The organism is Methylophilus sp. Leaf416, from assembly GCF_001424665.1.
Classification (GTDB): domain Bacteria; phylum Pseudomonadota; class Gammaproteobacteria; order Burkholderiales; family Methylophilaceae; genus Methylophilus.
The window spans coordinates 911992-936702 of record NZ_LMQS01000001.1 but is presented as its reverse complement, the minus strand read 5'-3'; the positions used below and the strand labels follow the sequence as shown (position 1 = coordinate 936702).

The following is a 24711-nucleotide window of genomic DNA, read 5'->3' as shown; positions in this document are numbered from 1 at the left end:
GTCTATGCCTGTATTTGAATATAAAGGTCGGAGTGAAGAGGGCTTGATGGTTTCCGGCGTGCAGGAAGCTGCTGACATGGATGCATTAGGCAGCGCGCTTATGCTTTCAAAAATCACGCCGATTGAAATTAAGCAAAGAGCAGCAGTTGCCGTCGCTTTCAACCTGTTTGAACAAAAAGTCACTAGCCTGGATATCATGTTATTCAGCCGCCAGATGTTTACTTTACTGAAGGCGGGTATTCCTATCATGCGGGCGCTTACCGGGATACAGAGCTCGGTAGGCAACCCTAAGCTTGCTCAGGTCGTCGGGCAGCTAAAAACCAGCCTGGATGCGGGGCGTGAGCTTTCGATGGCAATGACTGAGCATCCCAAAGTGTTTGATAACTTTTATATCAGCATGATACGGGTCGGTGAAACCACTGGTAATCTCGATAATATTTTCCTGAGGCTGGCAGAACACATCGAATTCGAGCGTTTCATGCGCGGGCAGATCAAGTCAGCTTTGCGTTACCCGATGTTCGTGATGACGGCGATGGCGATTGCTATTATTGTGATTAACATCATGGTGATACCCCAGTTCGAAAAAGTATTCGCCAGCATGCATGCCGATTTGCCGTTCATCACCAAAATTCTGATCGCTTTCTCCAGTTTTATGCGTAATTACTGGTATGTGCTAATTGCAATAGTAGTGGGTGCGGGCTATATGTTTAAGTCGTATATCAGCACTTCTTCCGGACGCTCTAACTGGGATCGCATAAAAATGCGCATTCCCATCGCAGGAAAGATTATCTTTAAGGGGACCATGGCCAGGTTTGCGCGTAGCTTTGCGCTTTCGACACGTAGCGGATTGCCTATCCTTGGCGCCTTACGCCTGGTATCCCAGACTGTAGAGAATGACTATATTTCTATCAAAATCCTCAGCATGTCTGCAGGGATTGAACGCGGCGAGACGATTTTAAGGACAGCAACACAGACCGGGGTATTTAACCCTTTAGTGCTCCAGATGATCGCCATCGGTGAGGAATCCGGCTCTCTGGATGAATTGATGCAGGAAATTGCCGATATGTATCAAGCTGACGTTGAATATGACGTTAAAACACTAGGTGCGCAAATCGAGCCCATTATGATTATGTTTCTGGGCGCACTGGTCCTGGTGTTGGCGCTGGGGGTGTTCCTGCCAATCTGGGATATGAGTTCAGTCATGCTCAAAGGCGGTTAAATTTTAAGCAATAAAAAGTATTTTTACAGTGGAATAGTTTCTTTCTGTTGTAAATGTAAGGGTTCGGGGACGGTTTGAAAATTCGGTTACATGGACCAAAATTGTCTGGCATGCTTTTTGCTGACATTAAATTAACGCAGTTTGCACCTGTCACTGTGACAATAAAGGCAGGAAATTTTGATTAGGAGTCTAGGGAATGAAAAAACAGGCTGGCTTTACATTGGTTGAATTGGTTGTGGTTATCGCAGTGCTAGGTATTTTGGCAGCAACAGCATTGCCGCGTTTTGTGAACGTGCAAGGTAATGCTCGTGGCGCTAGCATGAATGGCTTAGCAGCTTCAGTGCGCTCAGCATCTAATTTGGCCAGAGCGGCATGGGTTGCTGGTGGTCAACAAGGTAACCAGGTATTAATGGATGGCAATAACGTAAACGTAGTTGCTGGCGTTGGGTTTCCACAAGCGAATGCTGGTGGGATAGTAGCTGCTTTACAACAACTTGATGCTAATACTTTCACTGCGACACCAGGTGCAGGGATAATGACCTTTAACTTAAATGGTTTTCCTAATTGTTCTTTCGTATATACCGAACAAACCGGTGTCGTAAACACTGGAAATATAGGCACAGCAGCAAACATTGCACAGAATTGTAACTAAAGAACCTATGAGGGCTTCCTCTGGATTCACGCTTGTTGAACTAGTGGTTGTGATTGCTCTGATGAGTGTCATGGTAGCAATAGCCGCGCCACGATTTGCAAATGGTGATATTTTCGAAACCCGCGGTGACGCGGGTTTGCTTTCATCTACATTACGGTATGCGCAGAAGACTGCCATAGCGCAACGCACGAGTGTGTATGTAATCACTAACAACGCGGCAATACCCAATACCGTCACTTTGTGTTTTGTGAACGGAGTTAACTGCCAAGCTGGACGCGAGGTCATTAACCCTGAAACCGAGGGTCCTTATGTGATGACCTTTTCCAGAAATGTTGGTGTACAACCATCCAGCAATGTTTTGGAATTTAGGGGTTTAGGGCAGCCTTTAATTAATGCAATTAATGCAGGAGCTACTTATACAGTAGCTAACAGGAATAGACCAGCTCAATCAATAGTAGTGAACGTTGAAGCTGAAACCGGCTACATCCGGTAACCGTGATTGGCAGCCCCGCGTCTTATGCCTGAATTCAAAAGAAAAAATAAAATAGTATCTTCCATACGAAAATTTAATCGCGGATTTTCGCTAGTGGAGTTAGTTGTGTTTATTGTGATTGTGACCACTGCTATTGCTGGTGTGGTTGGCGCATTGGCCTGGATGAGCGGACATTCAGCAGATCCTCTGGCGCGTAAACAGGCGATTGCGATTGCCGAATCGCTGATGCAGGAAATCCAGCAGATGCCCTTCACATTTTGTGATCCCGATGACCCGAATGCATCAGTCGCTGTGGGTTACGGTAATTGTGCTACCCCGCAGAATAATCTTAACGGCCCATCACCCGCCGGCGAGAGCCGGTATGGTGCAACTAACCCTTTCGATAATGTAGCCGATTATGGCGGATTTATCATGCCAGGCGGTGGGTGTGCAAGCATTTGTCGTATTGGCAGCAACGTTTCTATCCCTGGTTTGACAGCTTATGCTGCATCTGTCGCTATCGTGCAGGCAGGTGGTGCGGCACCTTTTGCGGGCCTACCTGCTGATGCGGTTCTAAGAGTCGACGTGACTGTGACTGGGCCTTCCAATACCAGAGTCATGCTTACTGGTTTCAAGGTTCGTTATGCGCCGAGAGTTTAAGAGATATAGAATCTACGTAAGCGGCTTTACCTTGGTAGAGTTAGTGATCGTAATTACTGTCACTGCCATTATCGGAGGTATTTCATCAACTTTTATCAGGCACTCGGTGATGGCTTATGTGAATTCAGAAGCCTATTACGAGTTGGCAGACCGCGCCGATATTTCATTGCGGCGTATGTCGCGTGATATCAGAAATGCATTGCCCAATAGTGTATGGGTCTCGCCAGGGGGCGATTTCGTAGAGTTCATACCTATCAAAGCAGGTGGCCGTTATTATCAGGATGACTTTGGTGCTAACAGCATGCGTGTGATGGTAGAAAACGTGCCTGTTACCGCAAATGACCAGCTCGTAATATACAACCTTGGCATACCAGGTTCTGATGCTTACGACGGGGATAACATCCGCACTATCACTACAGCGCCCAATGCTAATGTCAATCAGTTGCAATTTGCCGGTGCTGTATTCCCGATACCTTCTCCCGCCAGCCGTTTTTACATTGTTAATGGTGCTGTCGCTTATGTGTGTGACTTGGCTAACAACCGTTTACTGATGGTGAGCAATATCGCAATCCCTTCAGTGCGCCCAGCCAACTTTAACGCAGCAAATGCCAGGGTGGTTGTAGGTGATGTCACAGGCTGCAGTTTTACTTACAGTCAAGGCGTCATGCAACATACCGGCGTCATGACCGTGCAGCTAGAGCTTTCAAAAAATGGTGGGGTAGCAAGATTATTGAATCTGATCAATGTGGTGAATTCGCCATGAAACCCATCGCTTTTCGTGTAAAAGGTTTTATGTTGCCTATGGCAATATTTCTACTGGTCGTACTGGCAGCATTGGTAGGCTATGCCATGCGGCTGGCGATGCTTGCCAACTTGGGCACTATTCAGGATGTACAAGGAGCACAAGCCTATCTTGCAGCCAGGGCCGGAGTAGAGTGGACTGCTTTTCAGGTTCTGACGCCAGCAAATATGCAAGGATGTCCTGCTGCGCCTGCACCTTTTACAATTAACGGTTTTGATGTTGTTCTTAATTGCAATCAAAACGTTGTACAAGACAAAGGCGGCACTCAAAATATTGGCATCTACACGATAGTTTCAACTGCTTCAATAGGCGTAGTAGGAGCAAAAGATTACATAGAGAGAAGGATAACAGTGACATTGAGCCGGTGTATTGACGTTATCTCTGGTGAAGAATGTAACTAAATAGAAAAATGTCATGTGTAAATTGTTAAAAAAAATATTGCCATTTATGGCGGTCATTTTTTTTGTATTTGACCTTTCAATTGTCATGGCTGCTCCGCCAGATGATGTTACTTTGAATGCTGGAGGCGGTACTAATGCCTCAGACGGGTTGCGTATTCACATTCACCGTGGCAGTCAAATCCAAATCATCAAACCTAACAGTAATGGCGCAGTGAGAGGCCAGTTGTTTGAGGATTCGCGCATACCGACAACAAGTGCTGACAGAAACAGATTAGATAATGGCATATATATAAGAGCTAATAATCGCTTGTATGGTCCTAGCCACTTTGTGTTCGCAAGAAACGGTGTTTCCAATCCAAATGCTTATACAACTACCGGTGATTTATCAGTCACACCAGCTACTGCTTCAAGCGGGCAAACGCAACAGACAACTTCAAAATTCACGCTTCCAAATACCAGCATAGTTTCGGGGAATCCTGAAGTAACAGTGGTGTGGAAATATACTTATCCACTTTCTTTTGTTACAGCTGAAGTCACACTAAATATTCCTTTATTATATCCAGTTAGCAGCAGCAATCCTGTCAGATACTATCATGCTGTAGACACCTTTTTGGGCGGTAGTGACAATGGATGCGGGATCCGTTATGTGGACACCAATGGTCGTCAGGTAGTGGGGACGTATCCCGTCATAAATGGTGGTTGCCCTTCAAGCACCACGTTGCCCAATAATCTGGATATTGTGGAGTCATTTCGTGAACGGTCTGGAAAGTTCAGCAATTATTGTGTTGGTAGATGGGACACATTCTGGACTTACGATACTACTCCGGAAACCTCTTGCGCTATCGGTAAAACCAGGACATTAAGCAATACCATTTCAACCACCAATATTGATACTGGTGCTGCCATCGAGTATGACTTTACATCGCCTGGTACATATACTTTTAGCTATGATTTTGTGATTGGTTCGACCTATGTACCAAGTTATGATCATCTCGAAATCCGCCATCCTGGTACCAATTCCTTATGTCCAGTCGATATTCAGGTGTTAGCTTGTCTGTCATCTACAGTACCTTGTCCGACTGGACAAATTCTAAGTGCTGGCTCATTAACCGGAAACCTAACAGTCTCGCCAACTACACCTACCGTGAATTCTCCCAATTCATCATTCGAGGTGGGTGGGAATGCGCAAATTGATACTGTGAGTCTGCAAGGTAGTGCTGCAGCTACTTACACTTTGGGAGCCAGTGATCTTGCTAGAGCACCATTGAATGGTGTGAAGTGCGTAAATACCACTACTAACGCCCAGAGTTGCAGTTTTACGTTTACCAATACACCTTGTATAGACAAATTCGAGTGCATGGAAAATGGACTGACGTATAACAATCGTACAACTACGCCAACTGCCCGCAATCCTATTTATACAAAAATGATGAGTACTGGTTTTGAACTGGATGCTGTGGCAGTCTTAACGAGTGGAAGTCAATCAACTGCGTATACGGCAACTGGCGTTGTTGTCGATTTGGTAAATGATAATGGCGGCACATGTGGATCTACAGTAATTGCTAGCAAAACTGTTAATTTCTCCGCTGCCGATAGCGGAAGGAAAAAAGTCACTTTTACAAATTCTGATGTACTTGGTTCTTATCCGAATTTAAGGTGCAGAGTACGAGACCTTAATCTAAATAAAACTGGTTGCTCCTCGGATAATTTTTCTGTTCGCCCCTTGGCACTAAATATTACAAATGTTGCCCCACAGCAATTGACTCCTAGTCACACATCGAGCCCTGTTCGTAGAGCGGGTCAAGATAAATTTAGTGTCACTGTCTCGACAAATGAGGCTAACTATAACGGAACGCCAAAAGTGGATAGCAACAAATTGGATACACATGCCGGTGGGACCTCTTTAGGTCAGGTGAATGGGTTGTTTGGAAAAGCAATTTCAGGTGTAAGCAGTGGCTTAGATTTCACATATTCCGAAGTGGGGCATTTCAGATTCCAAGCCGAAGGTGTTTATGATGACACTTTCACGGATGTTGATATAGCAACTGGTGATTGTACCAACACGTTTGACACTGCAGGTAACGGTACACCAAAACGCTTTGGGTGTAAGTTCGGCAATACTGTTGCAAGTAGTTATATAGGAAGGTTTATCCCGGACCATTTCAAAATAACGGCAAGTACTTCATACACGGATGGATGTGGAGTTTTCACTTACTATAATCAAGACCCTGGTTTGATCACGCCATTTGTTCTGGAGGCAAAAAATGCTGCTGACGTCACCACCCAGTATTACACCGGAAACTATGCCATATTCGGATTGAATAACTGGGCTAATTATTTTTTTGAATTGCAGGCCGTGGCTCCAAATCAGACCATTCCTGATGGAGTCACTATCACGGCTAGCACGACCAATCCTGCAGGGACCTGGAATTCAGGCGTAGCAAATGTGCAGGCCAGGCATAGAGTCACGCGCCCGACAAATCCTGTGGAGCCCCGATCATATAGGATTACTGCGCAACCAAGAGGGAACGATGGTACAGAGTTAGTTAATTCAACCAGAGCTGAAATCCTCACGCCAACAGACCCCAATGTCCCTCAGCCTAGGTTTAGGTTTGGGCGTCTCGCCGTGACCTCTGCACATGGTTCAGAGTTACTTCCTCTATCAGTGCCGATTCAAGCTCAATTCTGGAACGGAACTGGCTTTGTCAGAAACAGAGATGACAATTGTACAGCGATACCCGTCACTAGCATTACGATGAGAAATTATAGAGGTAACTTAAATGCATGCGAAACCCAGCTGAGTATTGCTTCGCCAATGAGTGAAGGTGAACTTGGTCTGCGTTTAAGTGCCCCTGGGGTCACAGGCACTAATCCGAATACAGGTAGTGTGGATTTGGAAGTAAATCTTGGAGCTGCAGCTCCAACCGAAAGAACTTGTACTAATGCAGTTGAATCTGCCGCCACTAATGGCGCTATTAATTGGTTTGGAAACCCTGACCCCATCGGGCGCGCCACATTCGGGGTCTACAAAGCCCCCATCATCTATATGCGAGAAAACTTCTAGTCCACTCAAAACCACCTAAACAGGTGGTTTTATTATTTTAATCAGTGGATTGAACTGGCAGAGCAGGCACTAAAGTTGCTACCTGTTATAAAAAGCATGGCGACTGACAGTTTTTGTAACGAAATACCACAGTTTGCAGATTTTAAGTTATCTGATATGTAAAGCCGCAGTTGCTTGTGTAGTCAATCATATGACAATGCTTTATGATCCACTTTAAAATTGATTTGTTGTGCATTGATTCTAAATAATAAATTTCATTATTCAAACTAATGGGTGTATATGAGTTGGTTTAAACGACAAAAGAACAAGCAACAAGTGGGGGTAAGCTTCACTGATATGCATGTTAGCACCGTGGCGTTAGCGCCCGGGCTGGATGGCGCTAAACCAACTGTCTCATTGGCTGCGATTCAGCAGGTCCCCTTGCAGGCAGCTTCCACATTGCGACATTTTGTGACCAAAAATGACTTAAAGGCCATGCCGTGTAATGTCATGCTGAATGTGGACCAATACAATGTGTTGCAGATCGAAAAGCCCACCATGCCTGAATCCGAGATTAAGCAGGCGTTGCGCTGGAAGGTGAAAGATCTGCTGGACTATTCAGTGGAACAGGCCGTAGTAGACGGTGTGGATATACCTGTTGATCCTTCGTATTCAAACCGCCAGCAGGCGATGCTGGCGATCTGTGCCAAGAAATCTGTGGTTACCCAGATCGGTAACCAGATTGTAGAAGCGGGATTTAACCTGAAAACTATTGATGTGCATGCGCTGGTGCAGCGTAACATCGCGCAATTACTGGAAACCGAAGGCCGTGCGCTGGTGATGCTGACCATGCTGCCCAGAGGATGTTTGCTGACATTCACTGCCAAAGGCGAGTTATATCATGCCCGCCTGATTGAGCTGGATAGAGATTTTCTGAATGACAGGGGCGATTTATACCAGAGTAATTTCGACAAACTTGTACTCGAATTGCAACGTTCATTGGATAGCTTTGATCGCCAGTTCCCATATTTAAGCCTTAACCGGTTGGTGGTGTCACCAGTAGCCAATCGTGATTACCTGGTGAGCGGGCTGAGTACCAGCTTGTATGTGCCGGTCAATGTATTCAACCTGGAAGACATCGTTGATTTGCCGCCTAACCAGGACTTTGCCAGCCTGGAGAAACAGGCGATGTTGCTGCCCGCCCTGGGCGCAGCTTTACGCGAGGAGGCAGTCGCGTGAGTCAGCAAATCAACTTGTTTGAAAGCGGGCTTGTCAAGTCCAAAGACTGGTTCACGTTATCTTTCGTAGCTGCGATCTATATTCTTGCTGCCATCGTCATGGTGTATTTCTATACCGGTATTGAGTCTGAAAATGCCCAGCTGCTGGCTCAGCGCAATCAAACTGTGATCCAGTACGAAAGCATGCAAAAAAAGGTGGAGGAGTTTGCCAAGAAAGCAGTACCGGTTGATAACAGTCAGCTGGAAGCTGAACTCAAAAACCTGAATAGCCGATTTGAAATGCAATCGCAGATGCTGGCCATTTTCCAGCAATCTATTTCCGAGAATGCTTACCACCTGATTGATTATATGCGTGGGTTAGCCTCACAGCAGCTTTCTGGCGTGTGGTTGACTGGTTTTAAAATCGAGCCTGCTGCACAACATGTATCACTGTCTGGCCAGGCATTGCAAACGGAAGAAATTCCTTTGTACCTGGATTTGTTATCTGCACAAAAAGTATTTGAAGGTACCCAGTTTTCCGGTTTGCAGTTCAAACAGGTTGAATTGCAAAAGCAGCTTGCGCCACAAGCACCTGCTGTGGCCATACCAGCCACTGCGCCTGCAGCTGCGCCAGTGACTACCCCTGACACTTCGGGCAAAAGTGCTTCTGCCACTCCAAGCACCACGAATAATCCTGTCACGCCACCTGCAAGCACAGCACCAGCAAACGCAACGGTTCCTGAAGAAGCAAGCAAGCTGAAAATTTATGCATTCGATGTTAAAGGCCAGGATCTACGCGATAAAAGCAAACCTGCCACTGCTTTGAGCTGGGATGACTTTGTCAGCCAGACCGGCACCCAGGCTAAGCCACAAGCGAAGCAGCCATAGGAAAGTGCACCCCTGATGCGATTTGAACAGTTACACACACTCAACACTAAATGGCTGGCGCTATCCAAGCGGGAGCGCTGGATGATTTTTGGCGCGGGCCTGTTTGCCGTGGTTGGATTAATGGATACCTTTTTGCTGGAGCCACAACGCGTCCAGTTAGCCGGCACGCAACAAGAGATTCTAAAAATACAGAATGACACGACAACATTGACCGAACAGATGACCACTATTGCCAGCCAGGCTGCACCAAAGCCTGAGAGCAATGGCTTTAAGCGTGATATTGATGCCGTGAATGCAAAAATCGCCAGTCAGTCCTCAGACCTGGTGAAAATTTCTGCCTATATGGTGCCGCCGCAGGAAATGGTGCTGTTACTGAAGAAGCTTTTGCAAAAGCACACCGATGTGCAGGTGATTGAAATGCAGTCACTGCCGGTGGTCGACTTTATTGAGAAGCAAAGAAAACTGATACAGGACCAAAAAGCGCCTGCCACCAGCAATCCACAGGATGCGACCGCTGAAGATATCTGGAAAAACGTACCGCATGTTTACCAGCATGCAGTGAAAGTCAGGCTGAAAGGTAAATACTTCGCGCTGATGTCTTATGCACAATCACTGAAAGCGATTGGCCAGAGAGTGGCATGGGAAAACGCCGAGCTGAAAGCCGATTATCCGGAAAGTGAATTGACCGTTCAGGTATATACCCTGAGTGGCGAAAATGCATGGTTGGGGATTTAGCATGCGCGTATTGGTAAAAGCAATGTGGATGTTAATGCTGATGCAAGGTGTCGCCTTTGCGGAAATGGTGGACCCCACCAAGCCGCCGCCATCTGTCATGGAGTATTTGCCAAATGCAGAAATGCAGGCAGAAAAGCCATGGGAGCTGACCGCTTTGCAGCATAACGGTAAGAGCGGATTTGCTGTGGTTAATGGCCAGATGGTGCAAGTGGGCGAGAGCTATAGTGGTTTCAAGCTAGCATCGGTGAAAAACCAGCAGGCGGTATTCGTCAGTAAAACCGGCGAGAAAAAAGTGATCGGGTTAGGTTTGACCAGCTATATCGTGCCTGCCCAGCCACCGGCAAAAATTAAAGCTAAAACAGCCAAACAGACTAAAAAAGCAAAGAAATAAAGTAATAAGTACCTGCGTGTTGAAATGTTCAGCATTCAGGTTAAAAACACATTGAGAGACTGCTATGAAAACTTTTGTGAATACCTTGGGTGTGGTGATTATCGGTGCCGGACTGGCAGGGTGCAACAGCAATCCGTTTGCGCCAAGCAATGCATCCATCAACCCTAAAATTCAAAGTGAGCTGAGCAAATCTGCTGCCCAGGCAAAAGGGCATACAGCTCCGTTGCCAAAAGAGGTGACCGACGAACTGTTTGAGCCTCTTAAAATTGAACCGCCCAAATCTCTTGCCAAACGCGTTGAGCCTAGATTCGACCTGGTCGTCAATAAGGCGCCGGCTACGCAGGTGTTGATGGGTATCGTCTCCGGCAGTCCTTACAGCATCGCATTGAGTCCTGACCTTAGGGGAGATATCTCGATTAACTTGCGCGATGTGACGCTGTTTGAAGCGCTGAACGCGTTGCGTGATTTGTACGGCTACGAGTACAAAATGAGTGGCAAACAGATTTTTGTCGAGCCACAAAATATCCAGACAAGGGTGTTCCAGGTGAACTACATCAGCGGAGCACGTAAAGGTACTTCAGCCACGAAAGTGACTTCAGGCACCGTGAGCAATTCAAGTGGTGGCGGTGGTCAGGCTGCGGCAGCTTCCGGCGGTACTGCAGTAGGTGCACCGGCAGCATCGGGTGGTGGCGCTGCCAATCTGCAGGTGTATGCCTCTGATGTCAGCATGGGTACCAATAATGATTTCTGGGGTGAGATGGCTAACTCGCTGAACAGCATGATCGGTGAAGAGGGTGGCCGCAAGGTGGTGATCAACTCGCAGTCCGGCCTGATCATGGTCAAAGCGATGCCTAAGGAAATCCGCCAGGTCGAGAAGTTCCTCAGCCTGATGCAGGTGACGGTAGACCGCCAGGTGATCCTGGAAGCTAAAATCCTCAAAGTACAATTGAATAAAGATTCACAACAAGGGATTAACTGGTCTGCAGCCAGGTTTATGCGCGGCCGTGATGTGACCTTCGGTAATGTAAGCGGTAACAGCACTGTGAATGGTGACACTGGCAATATCACGGATGGCAATGTCACTACTTCGCCAGCAGCGAATCCAGGTTTCCTGGATAACAATTCTGCGATTGGACTGGGTGGCTCGGTATTTGCACTTGCTGTACAGGGCAAGGGCTTCTCTGCATTGCTTACTTTTCTGGAAACACAGGGTAATGTGGAAGTACTTTCCAGCCCGCGTATCGCAACCATCAATAACCAGAAAGCGGTATTGAAAGTCGGTAACGATGCGTTTTTTGTGACTAACGTCAGAACCAACGTGACCACCACCACTGGTGGTGCGATTGTGACACCGGATATTCAGCTGCAACCGTATTTTTCCGGTATCTCGCTGGACGTGACACCACAGATCGATAAAAACGACAATATCATCCTGCACGTACACCCGTTCGTCAGCGATGTGACACAGGTCAACAGGACCGTGACATTGTCCAGTGCTAACGGTGGTGTATATACTATCCCAACTGCGTCTTCCAACATTAACGAAACCGACAGTATCGTACGCACCCGGGACGGCAACGTGATTGCAATCGGCGGGTTGATGTCCGAGTCTATAGATAATACACGGACTAAAGTGCCGGGTTTGGGTGATATCAAATACCTGGGTAACCTGTTCCGCCAGAAGAGCGAAATCACTAGAAAAACCGAGTTGGTGATCCTTCTGAAATCCACTGTAGTACGTGGTGGCGACAATTGGGCTGAAGATATGCTTGAAACTCAGGGCCGTATTGATAAACTGAAGGGTGAGAGCTTCTAGGAGCGGGTTATGTACCTGCAACACTTTGGTTTAAAAGAGTATCCATTTACCATTACCCCGGATACCAGTTTTTATTATGCGACGCGCAGCCTGCAAGAGGCTTTGAATACCTTGCTGGTGGCGATTCAGTCCGGGGAAGGGTTTGTCAAAATTACAGGCGAAGTTGGCACGGGCAAGACGCTGTTGTGCCGACGCCTGCTCAAAGCACTTGAACCCACCTGCAAAGTGGCGTTTATCCCAAACCCGTATCTTGACCCGCATGCCTTGCTGATGACTTTGGCCACCGAGTTTGGCGTGGCTTTCAAACCGGATTTTACCCACCATGACATGATAGATGCGCTGCATCGCAAACTGCTTACTTTTGCTGAAGAAGGCACGCATGTCATTGTCTGCCTGGATGAAGTGCAGGCGATGCCGTTGGAAACGCTGGAAGCATTACGCCTGTTAAGTAACCTGGAAACCGAAAAACGTAAATTGATACAGGTAGTGATTTTTGGGCAGCCAGAGCTGGAAGAACGCATCAACCATCCGTCTATCCGCCAGTTGCGCCAGCGCATCAGTTTTGAGTATCAGCTTAAAGGCTTGCAATGGTCTGAATTGGGGTTCTACCTCAATCATCGTATGCATGTGGCCGGATACCAGGGCGGCATGGTTTTCACACCGGCCAGCATGCGGCTACTTTACCGCTATGCCAATGGCATCCCCAGGTTACTGAATATCCTGGCGCACAAATCCTTGTTGTCAGCGTTTGGCAGAGGCCAACAGGGTGTATCTGCAGAAGATGTCAAAGCCGCTATCCTCGATACACAAGCCAGTGTAAAAGCGCAACACCGGTGGTGGAGCCATGGCTTAAAATGGTGGCTGGCATTTCATTCTGCTCTTGCCGGTGTTGGCCGTTGATCAGGGCTTTGAGGATAAGCAGTGAGTTTAATTAATCAGGTATTGAAAGATGTTGAAGCGCGCCAGGGCGGGACCATGAATGATGGCTGGGCCGGGCAACAAGTCAAACCGGTTTTGACACATCAACCTTCTACTTCCCGGCAATGGGCCAAACGCCTGATTTGGCTATTGATGATTGCGGGCTTGGTCGCTTGGATAATATTCAACCGAACCGAATTGTCAGCGTTTTACAGATCAACTTTAGCCAGTATTCCATTGGGTAGCGATAAAAAGTCACAAAACAAGTTAACAGCCACATCAGTGCCAGCAAAAGCAGCCGTTGTAAAAACAGCACAACCGCCACCAAGTGAAGGCAATCCAGTCGTGGATGCACATCCACAATTAACCAAATCTCTGTTTAGTGAATGGCAAGCCGAGCTTGCTGAGTCTGTGACCAAGCCGCCTATTCGTCAAAAAGTGACGCCTGCGCCTGTGTCTAAACAAACGGTTGTCTCTAAGCAAACTTCAGCCAAAGGTGAAGCACCACAGGTTGAAGGCGAATTTTCCATCAAGCCGACCGAAAGCAATTCATCAGGCACGGTGGTTTCTGTCGTTGAACCGCCGCTGGAATCAGGTAACGCTGTTAAAAGCAAAGCCACTGCCGAAACATCCACAGAAACCAATGGTACTGTGAACAAGCATGTGCGGCCGGAACAGGAAGTGAACTTGCTGATTCAAAAAGCAGTTGATCATGAGCAAAAAGGGCGGTTGAGTGAAGCATTAACCATTTTACGCCAAGCACTGGTCACGTATCCGCAATCTGAAGATGCCCGTCAATTACTCGCCGCTTATCTGTTTGAAACCAAGCAGGAGGCTGAAGCTGTAGCCGTATTGCAGGCAGGCATCAAGCGTAATCCAGAGCAAGTCGGGTTATCCAAATCCCTGGCTAAATGGCAGTTGTCACACAATCAGCCCGAGGCTGTGTTGCTGACTTTAAAACCATTTGCCACTGTGTTGGCGCGTGACGCCGAAAGCCAATGGATGCAGGCAATCGCTTGTCAGCAACTGGGCCAGCACCAGGCAGCATTGCCTTACTTTGAGCGGGCGATTATTTTGCGTCCGGGTCAGGCGCAGTGGGTGGTGGCTTACGCTATTTCTTTACAGGCAAGCGGCCAAAATGCGCAAGCCTTGCAACAATTACAGTCAGCGCAGACCATGCCATTAAGTGAGCGCCTAGCCGAATTTGTTAATCAGCGTATCCGCCAGCTTGGTGGTTCAGTGCAACCGCGTGACGAGTAAGTGGCGAGCGCGGTAAGTTTATTGCTCTCCTGAAATAGCACTTTATTCTTCTGTACTTTTTAATGTGCGCGCAAACACCAGCGCCGACACTTGTCCAGCCCCCGCTTGTTTGAGTACCTTTGCCAGCGCATGCATGCTTGCACCGGTAGTCATGACGTCATCTACAACCAGCACATGTTTTCCCTGCCAATCTTTTGGTGAAGCAAACGCACCGCGTAAATTGCGGATTCTGGTTTTCATGTCCATGCCCGCTTGCGATGGCGTGTCCATCACGCGCGTGCAACCATCAATATCCAGCGGAATCTTCAATGCTTTTTGTAAGTGCTTTGCCAGTTCCAGGGCATGGTTAAAACCTCGCTGGCGCACTCTTTGTGTATGCATGGGCATGGCAATCATCACGTCCGGGATATTAGCGGCTAACAATGTCGGCAAATGCGGCAGCACAGCCTCCGTGATTAATTTGCCTATGGGTAATTGCTGATGGTACTTGAATTGTTGCAACAAGCGGTCTAGCGGATAAGCATAGCGGAAAGGTGCAAACGTCCGGTCAAATGCAGGTGGATGTTGCAGGCAAATGCCACAGTAATCGCCATTTAATGTAGGCAGTGCGCACTGTGGGCAGCGCGATGAGGTATACCAGGGTAGTGCGGCCGCGCAATCATTGCAAAATGGTGCATGACCTGTCTTGGGTTCTGACCAATATTCGTGCTGATATTTCTGGGCAGGCGTTGCACACATAGGGCAAGGCTGGCTGGCTTTTAACCAGGCTTGTAGCCATTGTAAAAGTTGTATGTGATTAATATTTAAGCTATTGTAAAAATTTTTCACGTTTCAGAGTAAACAACCTATAATTCAGCCCAATTAAAATCATCTTAAAACTGTCTGCGATTACTATGGAACAACAAACTTCTTCTAGCGCTTGTAACAGCGAACTGCAAACTTCCATCATTAATATCGATGGCCTCAAAGCTGCCGGTAATTGCGATCACGTGACTGTCGAACGCTGGTCGGTCGATGACATCATGGCATTGTTTGAACTGCCGTTCAATGACCTGCTACACAAGGCACAACTGGTGCATAGAGAACACCATGAGCCGAACGCGGTACAGGTCAGTACCTTACTGTCGATTAAAACCGGTGGCTGTTCAGAAGATTGCGGGTATTGCCCACAAGCTGCGCGATATCACACTGAGGTAGAAAACGAACCTTTAATGAAGCTGGATGACGTGCTGGCTGCGGCCAAAGCGGCCAAAGACAGCGGTGCCAGCCGTTTCTGTATGGGTGCTGCCTGGCGCGGACCTAAACAACGTGACCTCGACCCGGTGTTGAAAATGATTGCTGAAGTGAAAGCCATGGGCTTGGAAACCTGCGCTACGCTAGGCATGTTGAAAGATGGCCAGGCCGAGCAGCTTAAAGAGGCTGGCCTGGATTATTACAACCACAACCTGGATACTGCGCCGGAATATTACGGTGATGTGATCAGCACACGCACTTACCAGGATCGCCTGGATACCTTGGATCGCGTGCGTAGTGTGGATATCAACGTCTGCTGTGGCGGTATTATCGGCATGGGCGAAAGCCGTGCGCAGCGTGCCGGTTTGCTGGCGCAGCTGGCAAATATGGAGCAACCGCCTGAAAGCGTACCGATTAACTTGTTAACGCAGGTCGAGGGTACACCTATGCATGGTACCGAGGCGCTGGATCCACTGGAATTCGTGCGCACGATTGCTGCTGCGCGCGTCACCATGCCGAATAGCTTTGTCCGTTTGTCTGCAGGTCGCCAAAGCATGGGCGACGCAGTGCAGGCGCTATGTTTCCTGGCCGGCGCCAACAGTATTTTCTATGGTGAGAAGTTGCTCACAACCGGCAACCCGGAAGCGGATGCTGATAATGCGTTATTTGCCAAACTAGGCCTGAAGAAAATCTAGTAATCATATGCTGGACTTTTTACAAGCCGATCTTGAAAAGCGCAAAACCTTGGGACTAACGCGTCAGCGTCGGTTACTGGATTCGCCGCAAGCCGAGCATATCACCGCCAATGGTCAGCGATATCTCTCATTTTGCAGTAACGATTACCTTGGCCTGGCAAACGATGCTGCGCTGGTGACCGCCTTGCAACAAGCGGCGGCAGAGGCGGGTGTAGGTAGCGGTGCCTCCAATTTAATTACCGGCCATCACCGTTATCACGACCAACTTGAGCATGCATTGGCGACATTGGTAGGCAAACCGGCGGCTTTATTATTCTCCACCGGCTACATGGCAAATATCGGCGTGATCAGTGCCTTGATGGGACGCGACGACGCGGTGTTTTCGGACAAGCTTAACCACGCCTGCCTGAATGATGGCGCTTTTTTGTCGCGCGCCAATCATCACCGCTTTCCACACAATGATGTCGCTGCTTTGGAAAAGCTGCTGCAAGCCAGTACAGCCCGCCACAAATTGATTACTGCAGACGCCGTATTCAGCATGGATGGAGATATCGCACCCCTGGCCGCATATCTTGAGCTTTGCGAACGTTACGATGCTTATCTCTACGTAGATGATGCGCATGGGTTTGGTGTGTTGGGCCCGCAAGGCCGCGGCACATTGAAACATCTGGGTCTGGAATCGCCACGTTTAATCATGATGGGTACGCTGGGGAAAGCTGCCGGAGTTGCCGGCGCATTTGTTGCCGGGGAGCAGGTGGTGATTGATTACCTGATCCAGTATGCCAACAGCTATATCTACACCACGCCGGCGCCACCGCCATTATCGGCAGCTTTGTTAGCTTCGGTTCATGAAATTGAACATGGCGATGCGCGCAGGCAACAATTATTTGCCATGATCAATTTGCTGAAAAGTGAGCTGTCACTCACGCGCTGGCATTTACTGCCATCAGAAACTGCGATACAGCCATTGATCGTCGGCGATAATTTTGAAGCACTTGCGCTGAGCCAATATCTGCAAACGCGCGGTATTCTCGTACCTGCTATTCGTCCGCCTACCGTACCGGTCAACAGCTCGCGTTTACGTATTTCGCTTTCTGCCACGCATGGTGAGCAAGAAGTGCGCGCCTTGATTGATGCATTACATGAAGCCGAGCGCATCATTCCGGTCAGGGAACAGGCATGAGTTGTTTCATAGAAATGATGGGTCAGGGCAAGCCGCTGGTGCTGCTGCACGGTTGGGGCATGAATAGTGCCGTCTGGGAGCGCATCACCAAACGCCTGTCGGCCAACTACCGCTTGTTTCTGGTGGATCTGCCCGGCATGGGCCAAAGCCGCCCGATTACTCCCTACCATTTGCATAGCATGGCTGAAACCATCGCCGAGGAAATCCCGGGAGTTTCCAGTATCCTGGGCTGGTCATTAGGTGGGTTAGTCGCGCAACGGATTGCCTTAAACCAGCCGGACCGGGTTGAGAAACTCATTCTGGTGGGTAATAACCCGTGTTTTGTCAGCAAGCCAGATTGGCCGCACGGCATTGAGGCCAGGCACTTTCAGCAATTCAATGAGCGTTTTGAAAAAGACTTTCAAACAACTTTGCTCAACTTTCTGACTTTACAATGCATGCATGCCAAAGACGCCCGTAGCACCGTGCGTCAGTTACGTATCGCTTTCGCTGCCAAGCCAACGCCGACACAGGAAAGTCTGAATCTGGCGCTGGATATCCTGTTGCAAACGGATATACGTGAAGAAGTCAGCCGCCTGTATCACCCAACCCTGATTATCCACGGTGACCGTGACACCCTGGCACCAGTCAGTGCAGCACACTGGTTGGCTATGCATCTGCAACGCGCAAAACTGCGTGTGATTGCCGGGGCAGCGCATGCGCCGTTTCTCTCGCATGCCGATGCTTTCTGCGAAGCGGTAGACACATTTATGGCCGAAGACTCCGCGGTGCGCGCTGTTGCGGAGACTTGAATGCAGGATGAATATTCAATAGACAAGGCGCGCATGCGGCAGGCGTTCCATCGTGCGGCAAAACAGTATGATGCCGCCGCCATTTTGCAGCGCCAGGTGCGTGAAGAAATGCTAAGCCGTCTGGATGTCGTCAAGCTGCAACCGCAAGTCATCCTCGATGCCGGATGCGGCACCGGGCATGGTTTATACGCCTTACTCAAACAATATAAAGCCGCAAAAGGCATCGCGCTGGATATCGCCGAGGGCATGCTGGCACGTACACGTACACTTTTTCCAACATATAAATTCTGGCAATCACAGCCGCGCTTTGTCTGTGCGGATATCGAAACCATTCCGTTAGCCACAGGTAGTGTGGATATGGTGTGGTCCAACCTGGCTATGCAATGGTGTAATGATCTGGATGCCGCCTTGCAGGAATTCCGTCGCGTGCTACGCCCTGATGGCTTGCTAATGTTCGCTACATTGGGGCCGGATACCTTGAAAGAATTGCGGGCAGCTTCAGGTGCCGATCATACACATGTCAGCCGTTTTATCGATATGCATGATATTGGCGATGCCATGACCCGCGCCGGATTCAATGCACCCGTGCTGGATGTCATGCATTACACCCTGACTTACGATACCGTTGAGTCGGTGATGCGCGACCTCAAGGCGATTGGCGCGCATAATGCCACTGCCGGGCGACCTAAAGGATTGACCGGAAAAGGGTTTTTGCAGAAATTGCGCCAGGGTTATGAAGGTTTCCGCCAGCAGGGAAAGCTGCCAGCGACCTATGAAGTCGTATTTGTGCACGCATGGACAGGTAGCCAGCCGTACACCGAACCCGGCAGCAGCCCGATACAACTGATGCCGCGCAAAGTCACAGCAGAATAAGTGATGACAATCGATTCGTTGCCGCGCCATTTCTTCGTCACCGGGACTGATACCGGCGTCGGGAAAACTACGGTGACAGTGCGCCTGATGCAGCACTTTGCCGCACAAGGCCTGAAAGTGGTGGGGATGAAGCCTCTTGCGTCCGGTTGCGATTGGGTAGATGGCCGCTGGCAAAATGAAGATGTGAGGCAATTAATCGCCGCCTCAAATGTGCAGGCACCAACTGAACTGGTCAATCCCTATTGTTTTCAACCGCCAATTGCCCCGCATATTGCTGCTGAGCAAGCGGGTACAGAAATTCAACTGGATGTCATCAAGGCTGCTTATACTGCATTAACTGAGCTGGCAGATGTGGTCATTGTAGAAGGTGCAGGCGGTTTGCTGGTTCCGCTCAATAAAACCCAAACCATGGGCGATCTGCTACGAGTGCTTGAACTGCCTGCGCTGGTGGTGGTAGGCATGCGACTTGGTTGTATTAATCACGCGTTGCTGACCAGGCAGGTTTTGCAGCAGCAAAAAATTCCGTTTTGCGGTTGGGTAGCTAACCAGATTGACCCTCACATGAGCATGCAGCAAGAAAACCTGCAGACGCTGGTTGAGTGGGTACAGCAGCCGCCCGTTTTGCATTTGCCTTATCAAGGACAAGAAACCTAGATGGTAAAACAGTCAGAAATGGGCCAATCCCCCCTAAGCCAGATTGGCATGCACGCACCTGTGCCGCCAGTCACAAAGGCATTGATTGCTATCAATCTATTGGTGTTTGTGATCATGCTCTGGGGTGGTGCCGGCTTCTGGCATTCGCCTAACAATGTGCAACTGACCTGGGGCGCTAACTTTGCGCCTGCTACGGCAGACGGACAATGGTGGCGACTCGGTTCTGCCATGTTCCTGCATTTTGGCGCATTGCATTTAGGCATGAATATGCTGGCTTTATGGGATGGCGGCAAGCTGGTTGAACGCATGTTTGGCCCGGTGCGATTCTTAAGTATTTATATTGTCAGCGGCATTGCAGGTAACTTGTTGTCACTGGTGATCCAGGGCAATGAAGCAGTTTCCGGTGGTGCTTCGGGCGCCATTTTTGGGATCTACGGTGCGCTGCTGGTGTATGTCTGGTATGCCAGGCAGCATATGCAACAAGTCGAATTCCGCTGGCTATTCTGGGGTGCCCTGGCATTCTCGGCGCTGACGATTATCATGGGATTTATTATCCCTGGCATTGATAACTCGGCGCATATTGGCGGCTTTGTGACCGGGATTGTTGGCGCAGTATTATTGCTGCCGACCAGTGAAGCGCATCATCCGCATCTGCAAAAGTGGCGTTTTCTTTCCGGCATCAGCTGGCTGATTGCTATCGCGATTTTGCTGACGCATTTGCCGGAACCTAAATATCGCTGGCATGAAGAACTCGCCATCCGCAAACAGGTGCAAAAGTTTACCCTGATAGACCAGCAGGCCAACCGCAAATGGAACGCCATTATGCTGGAAGGGCGCGAGGGCAGTGTCAGCTTTGACGACATGGCTACCCAAATTGATGAAGAAGTGGCGAATACCTACGAGGAAAGTTTTGAAAAACTTTCCTCGCTACCGGATGACCCTAATCTGCCGTCCGCGGCGTTGCTGGAACAAGCCAAGGCTTATGCCTTGAAACGCAGTGAAGACAGTAAAGCTGCTGCAGATAAGTTACGTAACATTCCATTTACGCCTGGTCGCGCAGCCCAGTAAAACGCGCATTCATACGTTTTCAGTAAAACGTATTCAATCCAGCCCTGCAATTTAAAGCGATGGCGCTATAAATCCGTCGCATCTCTCTGTTGCTTGAATTTCTTTTGTTGTTTCGGGCTATGGAATTTGCCATGCAAACGATGAGCCCGAGTGAAAGCCCGTTTCCAGAAATCGTCAGATTGCGGCAAGTAGTGTGCCTTGAATACCTGCCAGTCTTCACGCGTAAAGCCAAAATCCATACACGAGAAAATCAGTCCGGCAATATCTTTACGCACTGCAGTGCCATTGGGTGAAACGCCTTGCAGTACGCGGTGCAGATCCAGCAAATAAAATTCGGTGTCCGCTGTTAAGGATGCAGATTTCTGCAGGGCGATATGGCAAAGGTAAAAGTCTCTATGGCATAAGCCTGCGGCATGAAATTTTTTCGCCAGCTTCGCCACTGCGATTAACATCGCGTTGCGCTGTTCTGCTGAGGCAGGTTGCGATTGCCAGCTTTTGCAAATATCTTCCAGTGATTCAATATCACCTAAATCTTCAGTCAACAAAAATGAGCGCTGGCTGGCAGCACAGTGACCTTGTATGCCATACGCTGCTATCGGAGTAGTCGCAATGCCAATGTTTTCAAGTGACTGAATTGCACGCACTTCAGTCATGGCGCCAATAATCGGGCGTTTAAAAGTCAGCCAGTTTTTGACAATCTCTTGCCAGCCAGTGACGCCATGCTGTTTGATGAAGTAGGATTGTCCGGCAATCGTGAGACGCATGGTTTTACGATTGGCAGCCGCGCGTACGGTATGGCCTTCTAATGCCATAAAATCTTCAAAAGAAAATTCCGTTAAGCGAGACGCGTGTTTAGGCGACAGCCAAAGATGGGTATCAGAGGATGGTGGCACAGGATTACGGTGCTGTGTTTGTTGAGCCAATATTCTTTTCCGAAGCTAACTGCGTGAGTAGCTTTGCCTCAGCCTTTCCTGGGTTGTCTTGCATTAATTGGTTAGCACAAGCCAGCCCGGCCTTGCTAAACGTTGCACGCTCAGAGGTCAGTGCTGTGGCAAGCGCCTGATCAAGTGCGGATTGCGTAAATGGACTGGCAAGTACGATCCCTGCACCTGCATTTTCTATATATGGGGCATAACCGCACACATTTGTAGTGACTACCGGCAAACCGCAAGCCATGGCTTCCAGCAATACATGACCAGCCAGTTCGCGTCTGGCCGGATGCACCATCCAGTCACATGCTTGCATCAGCTGTGGAATATCATCGCGACCGCCCAGCACCTGTATCTGGCTGCTTAAATGATGTGCCTCAATATGTTTCTGCAACCAGCGTGGATTATCCTGGCCTATGATCAGCATGCGGACATTTTTTCTCATACTTTCCGGCAAACTGGCAATGGCCGTGACTGCGCGGTCAGCCCCCTTGGTTTTAAAGCCTGAGCCTACCAGTAGCAGTGCAATCTGCTCAGGCAATATACCGAATGTGTCTGCCAGCCATTGCTTTCCGTGTGCACGGTTAAAACTGGGGAATCGCTGCGGATCCAGGATAGGCGGGATCAAGTGAAAACGCTCGCTTGGTGTCTGGTACCAATGCTGGAATGTCGTTTGTTCTTGTGGCGTCAGCGTCAGAATGTGGGTGTTGCTGCCTGGCGAGAAGATTGATGCTTCTGCCTGCTGGAACCAGCGATAACGGCTGGTCAGCCTATACCACCACGGCCGCTCTTCATGTGCTTTAGCAATAAAGCAGGAGTCTGCAGCAAAATAGACGTCTATCGGCTGCATGCGGTTAAAGCCTACCACCAGGTCAAAAGGTTCTGCCCGCACCGCCTGCTGCATCGCGCTAATGAGGCTGGCATGTTTAGTATGGTTACGCCAGCCGTTGCTTGCACATAATTTCACCTGAATATTTGCTGGCTGCGGCCCTTGCCATTCACCAGTGAAAATCGTCACTTGGTGACCCAGCGCAACACAGTCTTTTGCGATACGCAGCATGTCACGCTGTACGCCGCCATAGGGGAAATATTTGAATATCAGAAAAGCAAACTTCATGGCCGAGATTGTATGCGAAAATAGCACCCATGAAACGGATTCTGATTGTCAAAACAACCTCAATGGGTGACGTGATCCATGCACTGCCAGCCGTGCAGGATATATTGCAGCATTTTCCGGATGCGCAGATTGACTGGCTGGTAGAAGAAAGCTTTGCTGATATTCCCCGTTTGCATCCGCATGTTCAGAAGGTGTTCACCATTGCCATGCGCCGTTGGCGCAAGCAATTGTTAAGTTGCCAAACCTGGCGTGAAATTAATGCAGTTAAGCGCGCAATCGCCACGCAAGCTTATGATGCCATTATTGATGTGCAAGGACTGATGAAAAGTGCCTGGGTAGCACGTTGGGCACGTGGGCCACGATATGGTTACGATGCGCATTCTATCCGTGAGCCATTGGCGAGTCGTTTATACCAGCATAAATTTGCTATCTCTTATCAGCAACATGCCGTGACGCGTATCCGTACTTTGGTGGCGTTGAGCTTAGGGTACGCTGCGCCGCAGGATTTTCCAGACTATGGCTTAACAAGTAATCAGTCAAAAGTAATTGATTTACCAGAAGTATTGCATTTGCCAGAACTGTGTTGGATAGCTTTGCATGCAACCAGCCGGGACAGTAAGTTATGGCCCGAAGCGCACTGGGTAGCATTGGGGCAATACTATGCTGCACAGGGTTTGGCGATGTTCTTGCCGTGGGCTTCAGCGGAAGAGCGCGCACGTGCAGAGCGTATAGCTTCGCAAGTGAATCAGACACAATTGTCACAAGCGGTGGTATTGCCTAAATTAGGTTTGCAGCAATTAGCGCAGGTAATTCCCCTGGCAAAATTTGCAGTGGGGGTAGATACCGGCTTGTCGCATTTGGCGGCCGCGCTGGATACTCCTGTCGTGGCATTGTACACAGATACTGACCCACGATTAACCGGGGTTGCAGGCGGGCGCAAAGCGGCAGCAATTAATCTCGGCGGCAAGCAGAAAATCCCCGATGTCGCTGCGGTTTTGTCAGCAATTAACCACGTCACAGCTTAGTATCAGCCGCTGGCACTGGATTGTTGCCATTCAATTTTAGATAAATCGTTTACTTACCCTTGAAATCAGTAGGGGCATCCCCATGTTTGTGAAATCGTGAAACGAAAAAGTCTTGAATTCTATAGGGGATCATCATGCAAGAACCACAAACATCCGTAGAGTCAGCGCCGAACGAGCAAGCTGTCAACGAGATAAATCCACAACAAACTGATAACCATGAGGCACGTATTGTGGAGCTGGAAGCTGCACTGGAAGAGGCAAAAGCCCAAGTGCTGTATGTAAAAGCCGAGGGCGAAAACGTCCGCCGCCGTGCGCTCGATGATATTGATAAAGCACGCAAGTTTGCACTGGAGAAATTCAGTAATGAGCTGCTGGCAGTGAAGGACAGCCTAGATGCGGCATTGGTCGTCGAAAACGCGGATGTCACTAGCTACAAAAATGGTGTTGAATTGACCGCCAAGCAATTACTGGGTGTGTTCGAAAAATTCAATATTGCAGAAATCAATCCATTGGGCGAAAAGTTTGACCCCAACAAGCATCAGGCAATCAGCATGGTGCAGGCGGAAGGTGAGCCTAATACAGTCTTGAGCGTACTGCAAAAAGGCTATGCACTGAATGAGCGTGTATTGCGCCCGGCGCTGGTGACTGTCATCCAAGCAAAATAATTTA

Annotated in this window: 25 protein-coding genes; 22 read left to right on the top strand and 3 right to left on the bottom strand. The window is 48.9% G+C overall.

Going from position 1 to position 24711, the window contains the following annotated elements; translation table 11 throughout:
• Positions 1-4: 4 nt before the first annotated feature.
• The 14 genes from ASG34_RS04480 to ASG34_RS04415 all read left to right on the top strand — a co-directional run bounded on the left by ASG34_RS04480 (position 5) and on the right by ASG34_RS04415 (position 14474).
• Positions 5-1219 (top strand): type II secretion system F family protein, encoded by a 1215-nt coding sequence (locus ASG34_RS04480; protein WP_055826966.1) that lies wholly within the window; start codon positions 5-7, stop codon positions 1217-1219.
• 196 nt (positions 1220-1415) lie between these two features.
• Complete coding sequence (locus ASG34_RS14260) at positions 1416-1871, top strand: prepilin-type N-terminal cleavage/methylation domain-containing protein (protein WP_055826962.1); 456 nt, start codon at positions 1416-1418, stop codon at positions 1869-1871.
• Between the two features lie 7 nt (positions 1872-1878).
• The gene (locus ASG34_RS04470) at positions 1879-2364 is read left to right on the top strand and encodes a pilus assembly FimT family protein (protein WP_055826959.1); all 486 of its coding nucleotides are present in this window, start codon (positions 1879-1881) and stop codon (positions 2362-2364) included.
• Between the two features lie 24 nt (positions 2365-2388).
• Positions 2389-3003: a type IV pilus modification PilV family protein gene (locus tag ASG34_RS04465; protein ID WP_055826955.1), complete on the top strand. Its 615-nt coding sequence runs from the start codon at positions 2389-2391 to the stop codon at positions 3001-3003.
• Complete coding sequence (locus ASG34_RS04460; RefSeq protein WP_055826952.1) at positions 2987-3766, top strand: prepilin-type N-terminal cleavage/methylation domain-containing protein; 780 nt, start codon at positions 2987-2989, stop codon at positions 3764-3766. The genes ASG34_RS04465 and ASG34_RS04460 overlap by 17 nt, the downstream gene beginning before the upstream one ends.
• A complete protein-coding gene (locus ASG34_RS04455) occupies positions 3763-4206 on the top strand; it encodes a hypothetical protein (protein ID WP_055826949.1) in 444 nt (147 codons plus the stop codon). Before ASG34_RS04460 ends, ASG34_RS04455 begins: the two co-directional genes overlap by 4 nt.
• A 13-nt stretch (positions 4207-4219) precedes the next feature.
• Entirely contained in the window at positions 4220-7270 is a 3051-nt protein-coding gene (locus ASG34_RS14125) for a DUF6701 domain-containing protein (RefSeq protein ID WP_235559661.1), read from the top strand.
• 279 nt (positions 7271-7549) lie between these two features.
• Positions 7550-8488 carry a type IV pilus biogenesis protein PilM gene (gene pilM, locus ASG34_RS04445; RefSeq protein WP_055826946.1) on the top strand — a complete coding sequence of 313 codons (939 nt, stop codon included), beginning with the start codon at positions 7550-7552 and terminating at the stop codon, positions 8486-8488.
• Positions 8485-9354, top strand: coding sequence for a PilN domain-containing protein (locus ASG34_RS04440; protein WP_055826944.1), 870 nt, complete (start codon positions 8485-8487; stop codon positions 9352-9354). Before pilM ends, ASG34_RS04440 begins: the two co-directional genes overlap by 4 nt.
• Before the next feature lie 15 nt (positions 9355-9369).
• Positions 9370-10089, top strand: coding sequence for a type II secretion system protein GspM (gene gspM, locus ASG34_RS04435; RefSeq protein ID WP_055826940.1), 720 nt, complete (start codon positions 9370-9372; stop codon positions 10087-10089).
• A gap of 1 nt (position 10090) precedes the next feature.
• A complete protein-coding gene (locus tag ASG34_RS04430; RefSeq protein ID WP_229007949.1) occupies positions 10091-10480 on the top strand; it encodes a hypothetical protein in 390 nt (129 codons plus the stop codon).
• Positions 10481-10544: 64 nt separating this feature from the next.
• Positions 10545-12296 carry a secretin N-terminal domain-containing protein gene (locus tag ASG34_RS04425; protein ID WP_055826937.1) on the top strand — a complete coding sequence of 584 codons (1752 nt, stop codon included), beginning with the start codon at positions 10545-10547 and terminating at the stop codon, positions 12294-12296.
• A gap of 9 nt (positions 12297-12305) precedes the next feature.
• Positions 12306-13196 (top strand): ExeA family protein, encoded by an 891-nt coding sequence (locus ASG34_RS04420; protein WP_055826934.1) that lies wholly within the window; start codon positions 12306-12308, stop codon positions 13194-13196.
• Between the two features lie 21 nt (positions 13197-13217).
• Positions 13218-14474 carry a tetratricopeptide repeat protein gene (locus ASG34_RS04415; RefSeq protein ID WP_055826932.1) on the top strand — a complete coding sequence of 419 codons (1257 nt, stop codon included), beginning with the start codon at positions 13218-13220 and terminating at the stop codon, positions 14472-14474.
• A 42-nt stretch (positions 14475-14516) separates the two neighbouring features.
• On the opposite strand, the gene ASG34_RS04410 is transcribed toward ASG34_RS04415, so the two are convergent.
• Positions 14517-15212, bottom strand: coding sequence for a ComF family protein (locus ASG34_RS04410; protein WP_082504792.1), 696 nt, complete (start codon positions 15210-15212; stop codon positions 14517-14519).
• 155 nt (positions 15213-15367) lie between these two features.
• Here ASG34_RS04410 and bioB point away from each other — a divergent pair, with 155 nt between their 5' ends.
• Genes bioB through ASG34_RS04380 form a run of 6 tightly spaced genes read left to right on the top strand, consistent with a single transcriptional unit; the run spans position 15368 to position 20971 of the window.
• Complete coding sequence (gene bioB, locus ASG34_RS04405; RefSeq protein ID WP_082504791.1) at positions 15368-16402, top strand: biotin synthase BioB; 1035 nt, start codon at positions 15368-15370, stop codon at positions 16400-16402.
• A gap of 7 nt (positions 16403-16409) precedes the next feature.
• Positions 16410-17585: an 8-amino-7-oxononanoate synthase gene (bioF, locus tag ASG34_RS04400; protein WP_055826925.1), complete on the top strand. Its 1176-nt coding sequence runs from the start codon at positions 16410-16412 to the stop codon at positions 17583-17585.
• On the top strand, positions 17582-18376 hold the full coding sequence (bioH, locus tag ASG34_RS04395; protein ID WP_055826921.1) for a pimeloyl-ACP methyl ester esterase BioH: 795 nt from the start codon (positions 17582-17584) through the stop codon (positions 18374-18376). Before bioF ends, bioH begins: the two co-directional genes overlap by 4 nt.
• On the top strand, positions 18377-19249 hold the full coding sequence (gene bioC / locus ASG34_RS04390; RefSeq protein ID WP_055826918.1) for a malonyl-ACP O-methyltransferase BioC: 873 nt from the start codon (positions 18377-18379) through the stop codon (positions 19247-19249).
• 3 nt (positions 19250-19252) lie between these two features.
• Positions 19253-19903, top strand: coding sequence for a dethiobiotin synthase (gene bioD / locus ASG34_RS04385; RefSeq protein WP_055826915.1), 651 nt, complete (start codon positions 19253-19255; stop codon positions 19901-19903).
• An 18-nt stretch (positions 19904-19921) separates the two neighbouring features.
• Positions 19922-20971, top strand: a complete 1050-nt coding sequence (locus ASG34_RS04380; RefSeq protein WP_055827397.1) for a rhomboid family intramembrane serine protease — start codon at positions 19922-19924, stop codon at positions 20969-20971.
• A 65-nt stretch (positions 20972-21036) separates the two neighbouring features.
• Here ASG34_RS04380 and rfaP read toward each other — a convergent pair whose 3' ends face one another.
• Together rfaP and ASG34_RS04370 are read right to left on the bottom strand one after the other, a co-directional pair.
• On the bottom strand, positions 21037-21783 hold the full coding sequence (gene rfaP / locus ASG34_RS04375; RefSeq protein WP_055826912.1) for a lipopolysaccharide core heptose(I) kinase RfaP: 747 nt from the start codon (positions 21781-21783) through the stop codon (positions 21037-21039).
• An 85-nt stretch (positions 21784-21868) separates the two neighbouring features.
• On the bottom strand, positions 21869-23017 hold the full coding sequence (locus ASG34_RS04370; protein WP_055826909.1) for a glycosyltransferase family 4 protein: 1149 nt from the start codon (positions 23015-23017) through the stop codon (positions 21869-21871).
• A 29-nt stretch (positions 23018-23046) separates the two neighbouring features.
• Here ASG34_RS04370 and waaC point away from each other — a divergent pair, with 29 nt between their 5' ends.
• Together waaC and grpE are read left to right on the top strand one after the other, a co-directional pair.
• Complete coding sequence (waaC, locus tag ASG34_RS04365; RefSeq protein WP_055826906.1) at positions 23047-24042, top strand: lipopolysaccharide heptosyltransferase I; 996 nt, start codon at positions 23047-23049, stop codon at positions 24040-24042.
• Positions 24043-24176: 134 nt separating this feature from the next.
• Positions 24177-24707, top strand: a complete 531-nt coding sequence (gene grpE / locus ASG34_RS04360) for a nucleotide exchange factor GrpE (protein ID WP_055826905.1) — start codon at positions 24177-24179, stop codon at positions 24705-24707.
• The last annotated feature ends 4 nt before the right edge of the window (positions 24708-24711 follow it).

What these genes read in the sequence shown, in the direction of transcription:
- ASG34_RS04455 (WP_055826949.1), top strand. Translation starts at nt 3,763, where the DNA reads ATGAAACCCATCGCTTTTCGTGTAAAAGGTTTTATGTTGCCTATGGCA.
- waaC (WP_055826906.1), top strand. Translation starts at nt 23,047, where the DNA reads ATGAAACGGATTCTGATTGTCAAAACAACCTCAATGGGTGACGTGATC.
- ASG34_RS04420 (WP_055826934.1), top strand. Translation starts at nt 12,306, where the DNA reads ATGTACCTGCAACACTTTGGTTTAAAAGAGTATCCATTTACCATTACC.
- ASG34_RS04380 (WP_055827397.1), top strand. Translation starts at nt 19,922, where the DNA reads ATGGGCCAATCCCCCCTAAGCCAGATTGGCATGCACGCACCTGTGCCG.
- bioB (WP_082504791.1), top strand. Translation starts at nt 15,368, where the DNA reads ATGGAACAACAAACTTCTTCTAGCGCTTGTAACAGCGAACTGCAAACT.
- gspM (WP_055826940.1), top strand. Translation starts at nt 9,370, where the DNA reads ATGCGATTTGAACAGTTACACACACTCAACACTAAATGGCTGGCGCTA.
- bioD (WP_055826915.1), top strand. Translation starts at nt 19,253, where the DNA reads ATGACAATCGATTCGTTGCCGCGCCATTTCTTCGTCACCGGGACTGAT.
- ASG34_RS04470 (WP_055826959.1), top strand. Translation starts at nt 1,879, where the DNA reads ATGAGGGCTTCCTCTGGATTCACGCTTGTTGAACTAGTGGTTGTGATT.
- ASG34_RS04410 (WP_082504792.1), bottom strand. Translation starts at nt 15,212, where the DNA reads ATGTGTGCAACGCCTGCCCAGAAATATCAGCACGAATATTGGTCAGAA.
- rfaP (WP_055826912.1), bottom strand. Translation starts at nt 21,783, where the DNA reads ATGGCATTAGAAGGCCATACCGTACGCGCGGCTGCCAATCGTAAAACC.
- pilM (WP_055826946.1), top strand. Translation starts at nt 7,550, where the DNA reads ATGAGTTGGTTTAAACGACAAAAGAACAAGCAACAAGTGGGGGTAAGC.
- grpE (WP_055826905.1), top strand. Translation starts at nt 24,177, where the DNA reads ATGCAAGAACCACAAACATCCGTAGAGTCAGCGCCGAACGAGCAAGCT.
- ASG34_RS04465 (WP_055826955.1), top strand. Translation starts at nt 2,389, where the DNA reads ATGCCTGAATTCAAAAGAAAAAATAAAATAGTATCTTCCATACGAAAA.
- ASG34_RS14260 (WP_055826962.1), top strand. Translation starts at nt 1,416, where the DNA reads ATGAAAAAACAGGCTGGCTTTACATTGGTTGAATTGGTTGTGGTTATC.
- ASG34_RS04460 (WP_055826952.1), top strand. Translation starts at nt 2,987, where the DNA reads ATGCGCCGAGAGTTTAAGAGATATAGAATCTACGTAAGCGGCTTTACC.
- bioH (WP_055826921.1), top strand. Translation starts at nt 17,582, where the DNA reads ATGAGTTGTTTCATAGAAATGATGGGTCAGGGCAAGCCGCTGGTGCTG.
- ASG34_RS04425 (WP_055826937.1), top strand. Translation starts at nt 10,545, where the DNA reads ATGAAAACTTTTGTGAATACCTTGGGTGTGGTGATTATCGGTGCCGGA.
- ASG34_RS14125 (WP_235559661.1), top strand. Translation starts at nt 4,220, where the DNA reads ATGTGTAAATTGTTAAAAAAAATATTGCCATTTATGGCGGTCATTTTT.
- ASG34_RS04430 (WP_229007949.1), top strand. Translation starts at nt 10,091, where the DNA reads ATGCGCGTATTGGTAAAAGCAATGTGGATGTTAATGCTGATGCAAGGT.
- ASG34_RS04370 (WP_055826909.1), bottom strand. Translation starts at nt 23,017, where the DNA reads ATGAAGTTTGCTTTTCTGATATTCAAATATTTCCCCTATGGCGGCGTA.
- ASG34_RS04480 (WP_055826966.1), top strand. Translation starts at nt 5, where the DNA reads ATGCCTGTATTTGAATATAAAGGTCGGAGTGAAGAGGGCTTGATGGTT.
- bioC (WP_055826918.1), top strand. Translation starts at nt 18,377, where the DNA reads ATGCAGGATGAATATTCAATAGACAAGGCGCGCATGCGGCAGGCGTTC.
- bioF (WP_055826925.1), top strand. Translation starts at nt 16,410, where the DNA reads ATGCTGGACTTTTTACAAGCCGATCTTGAAAAGCGCAAAACCTTGGGA.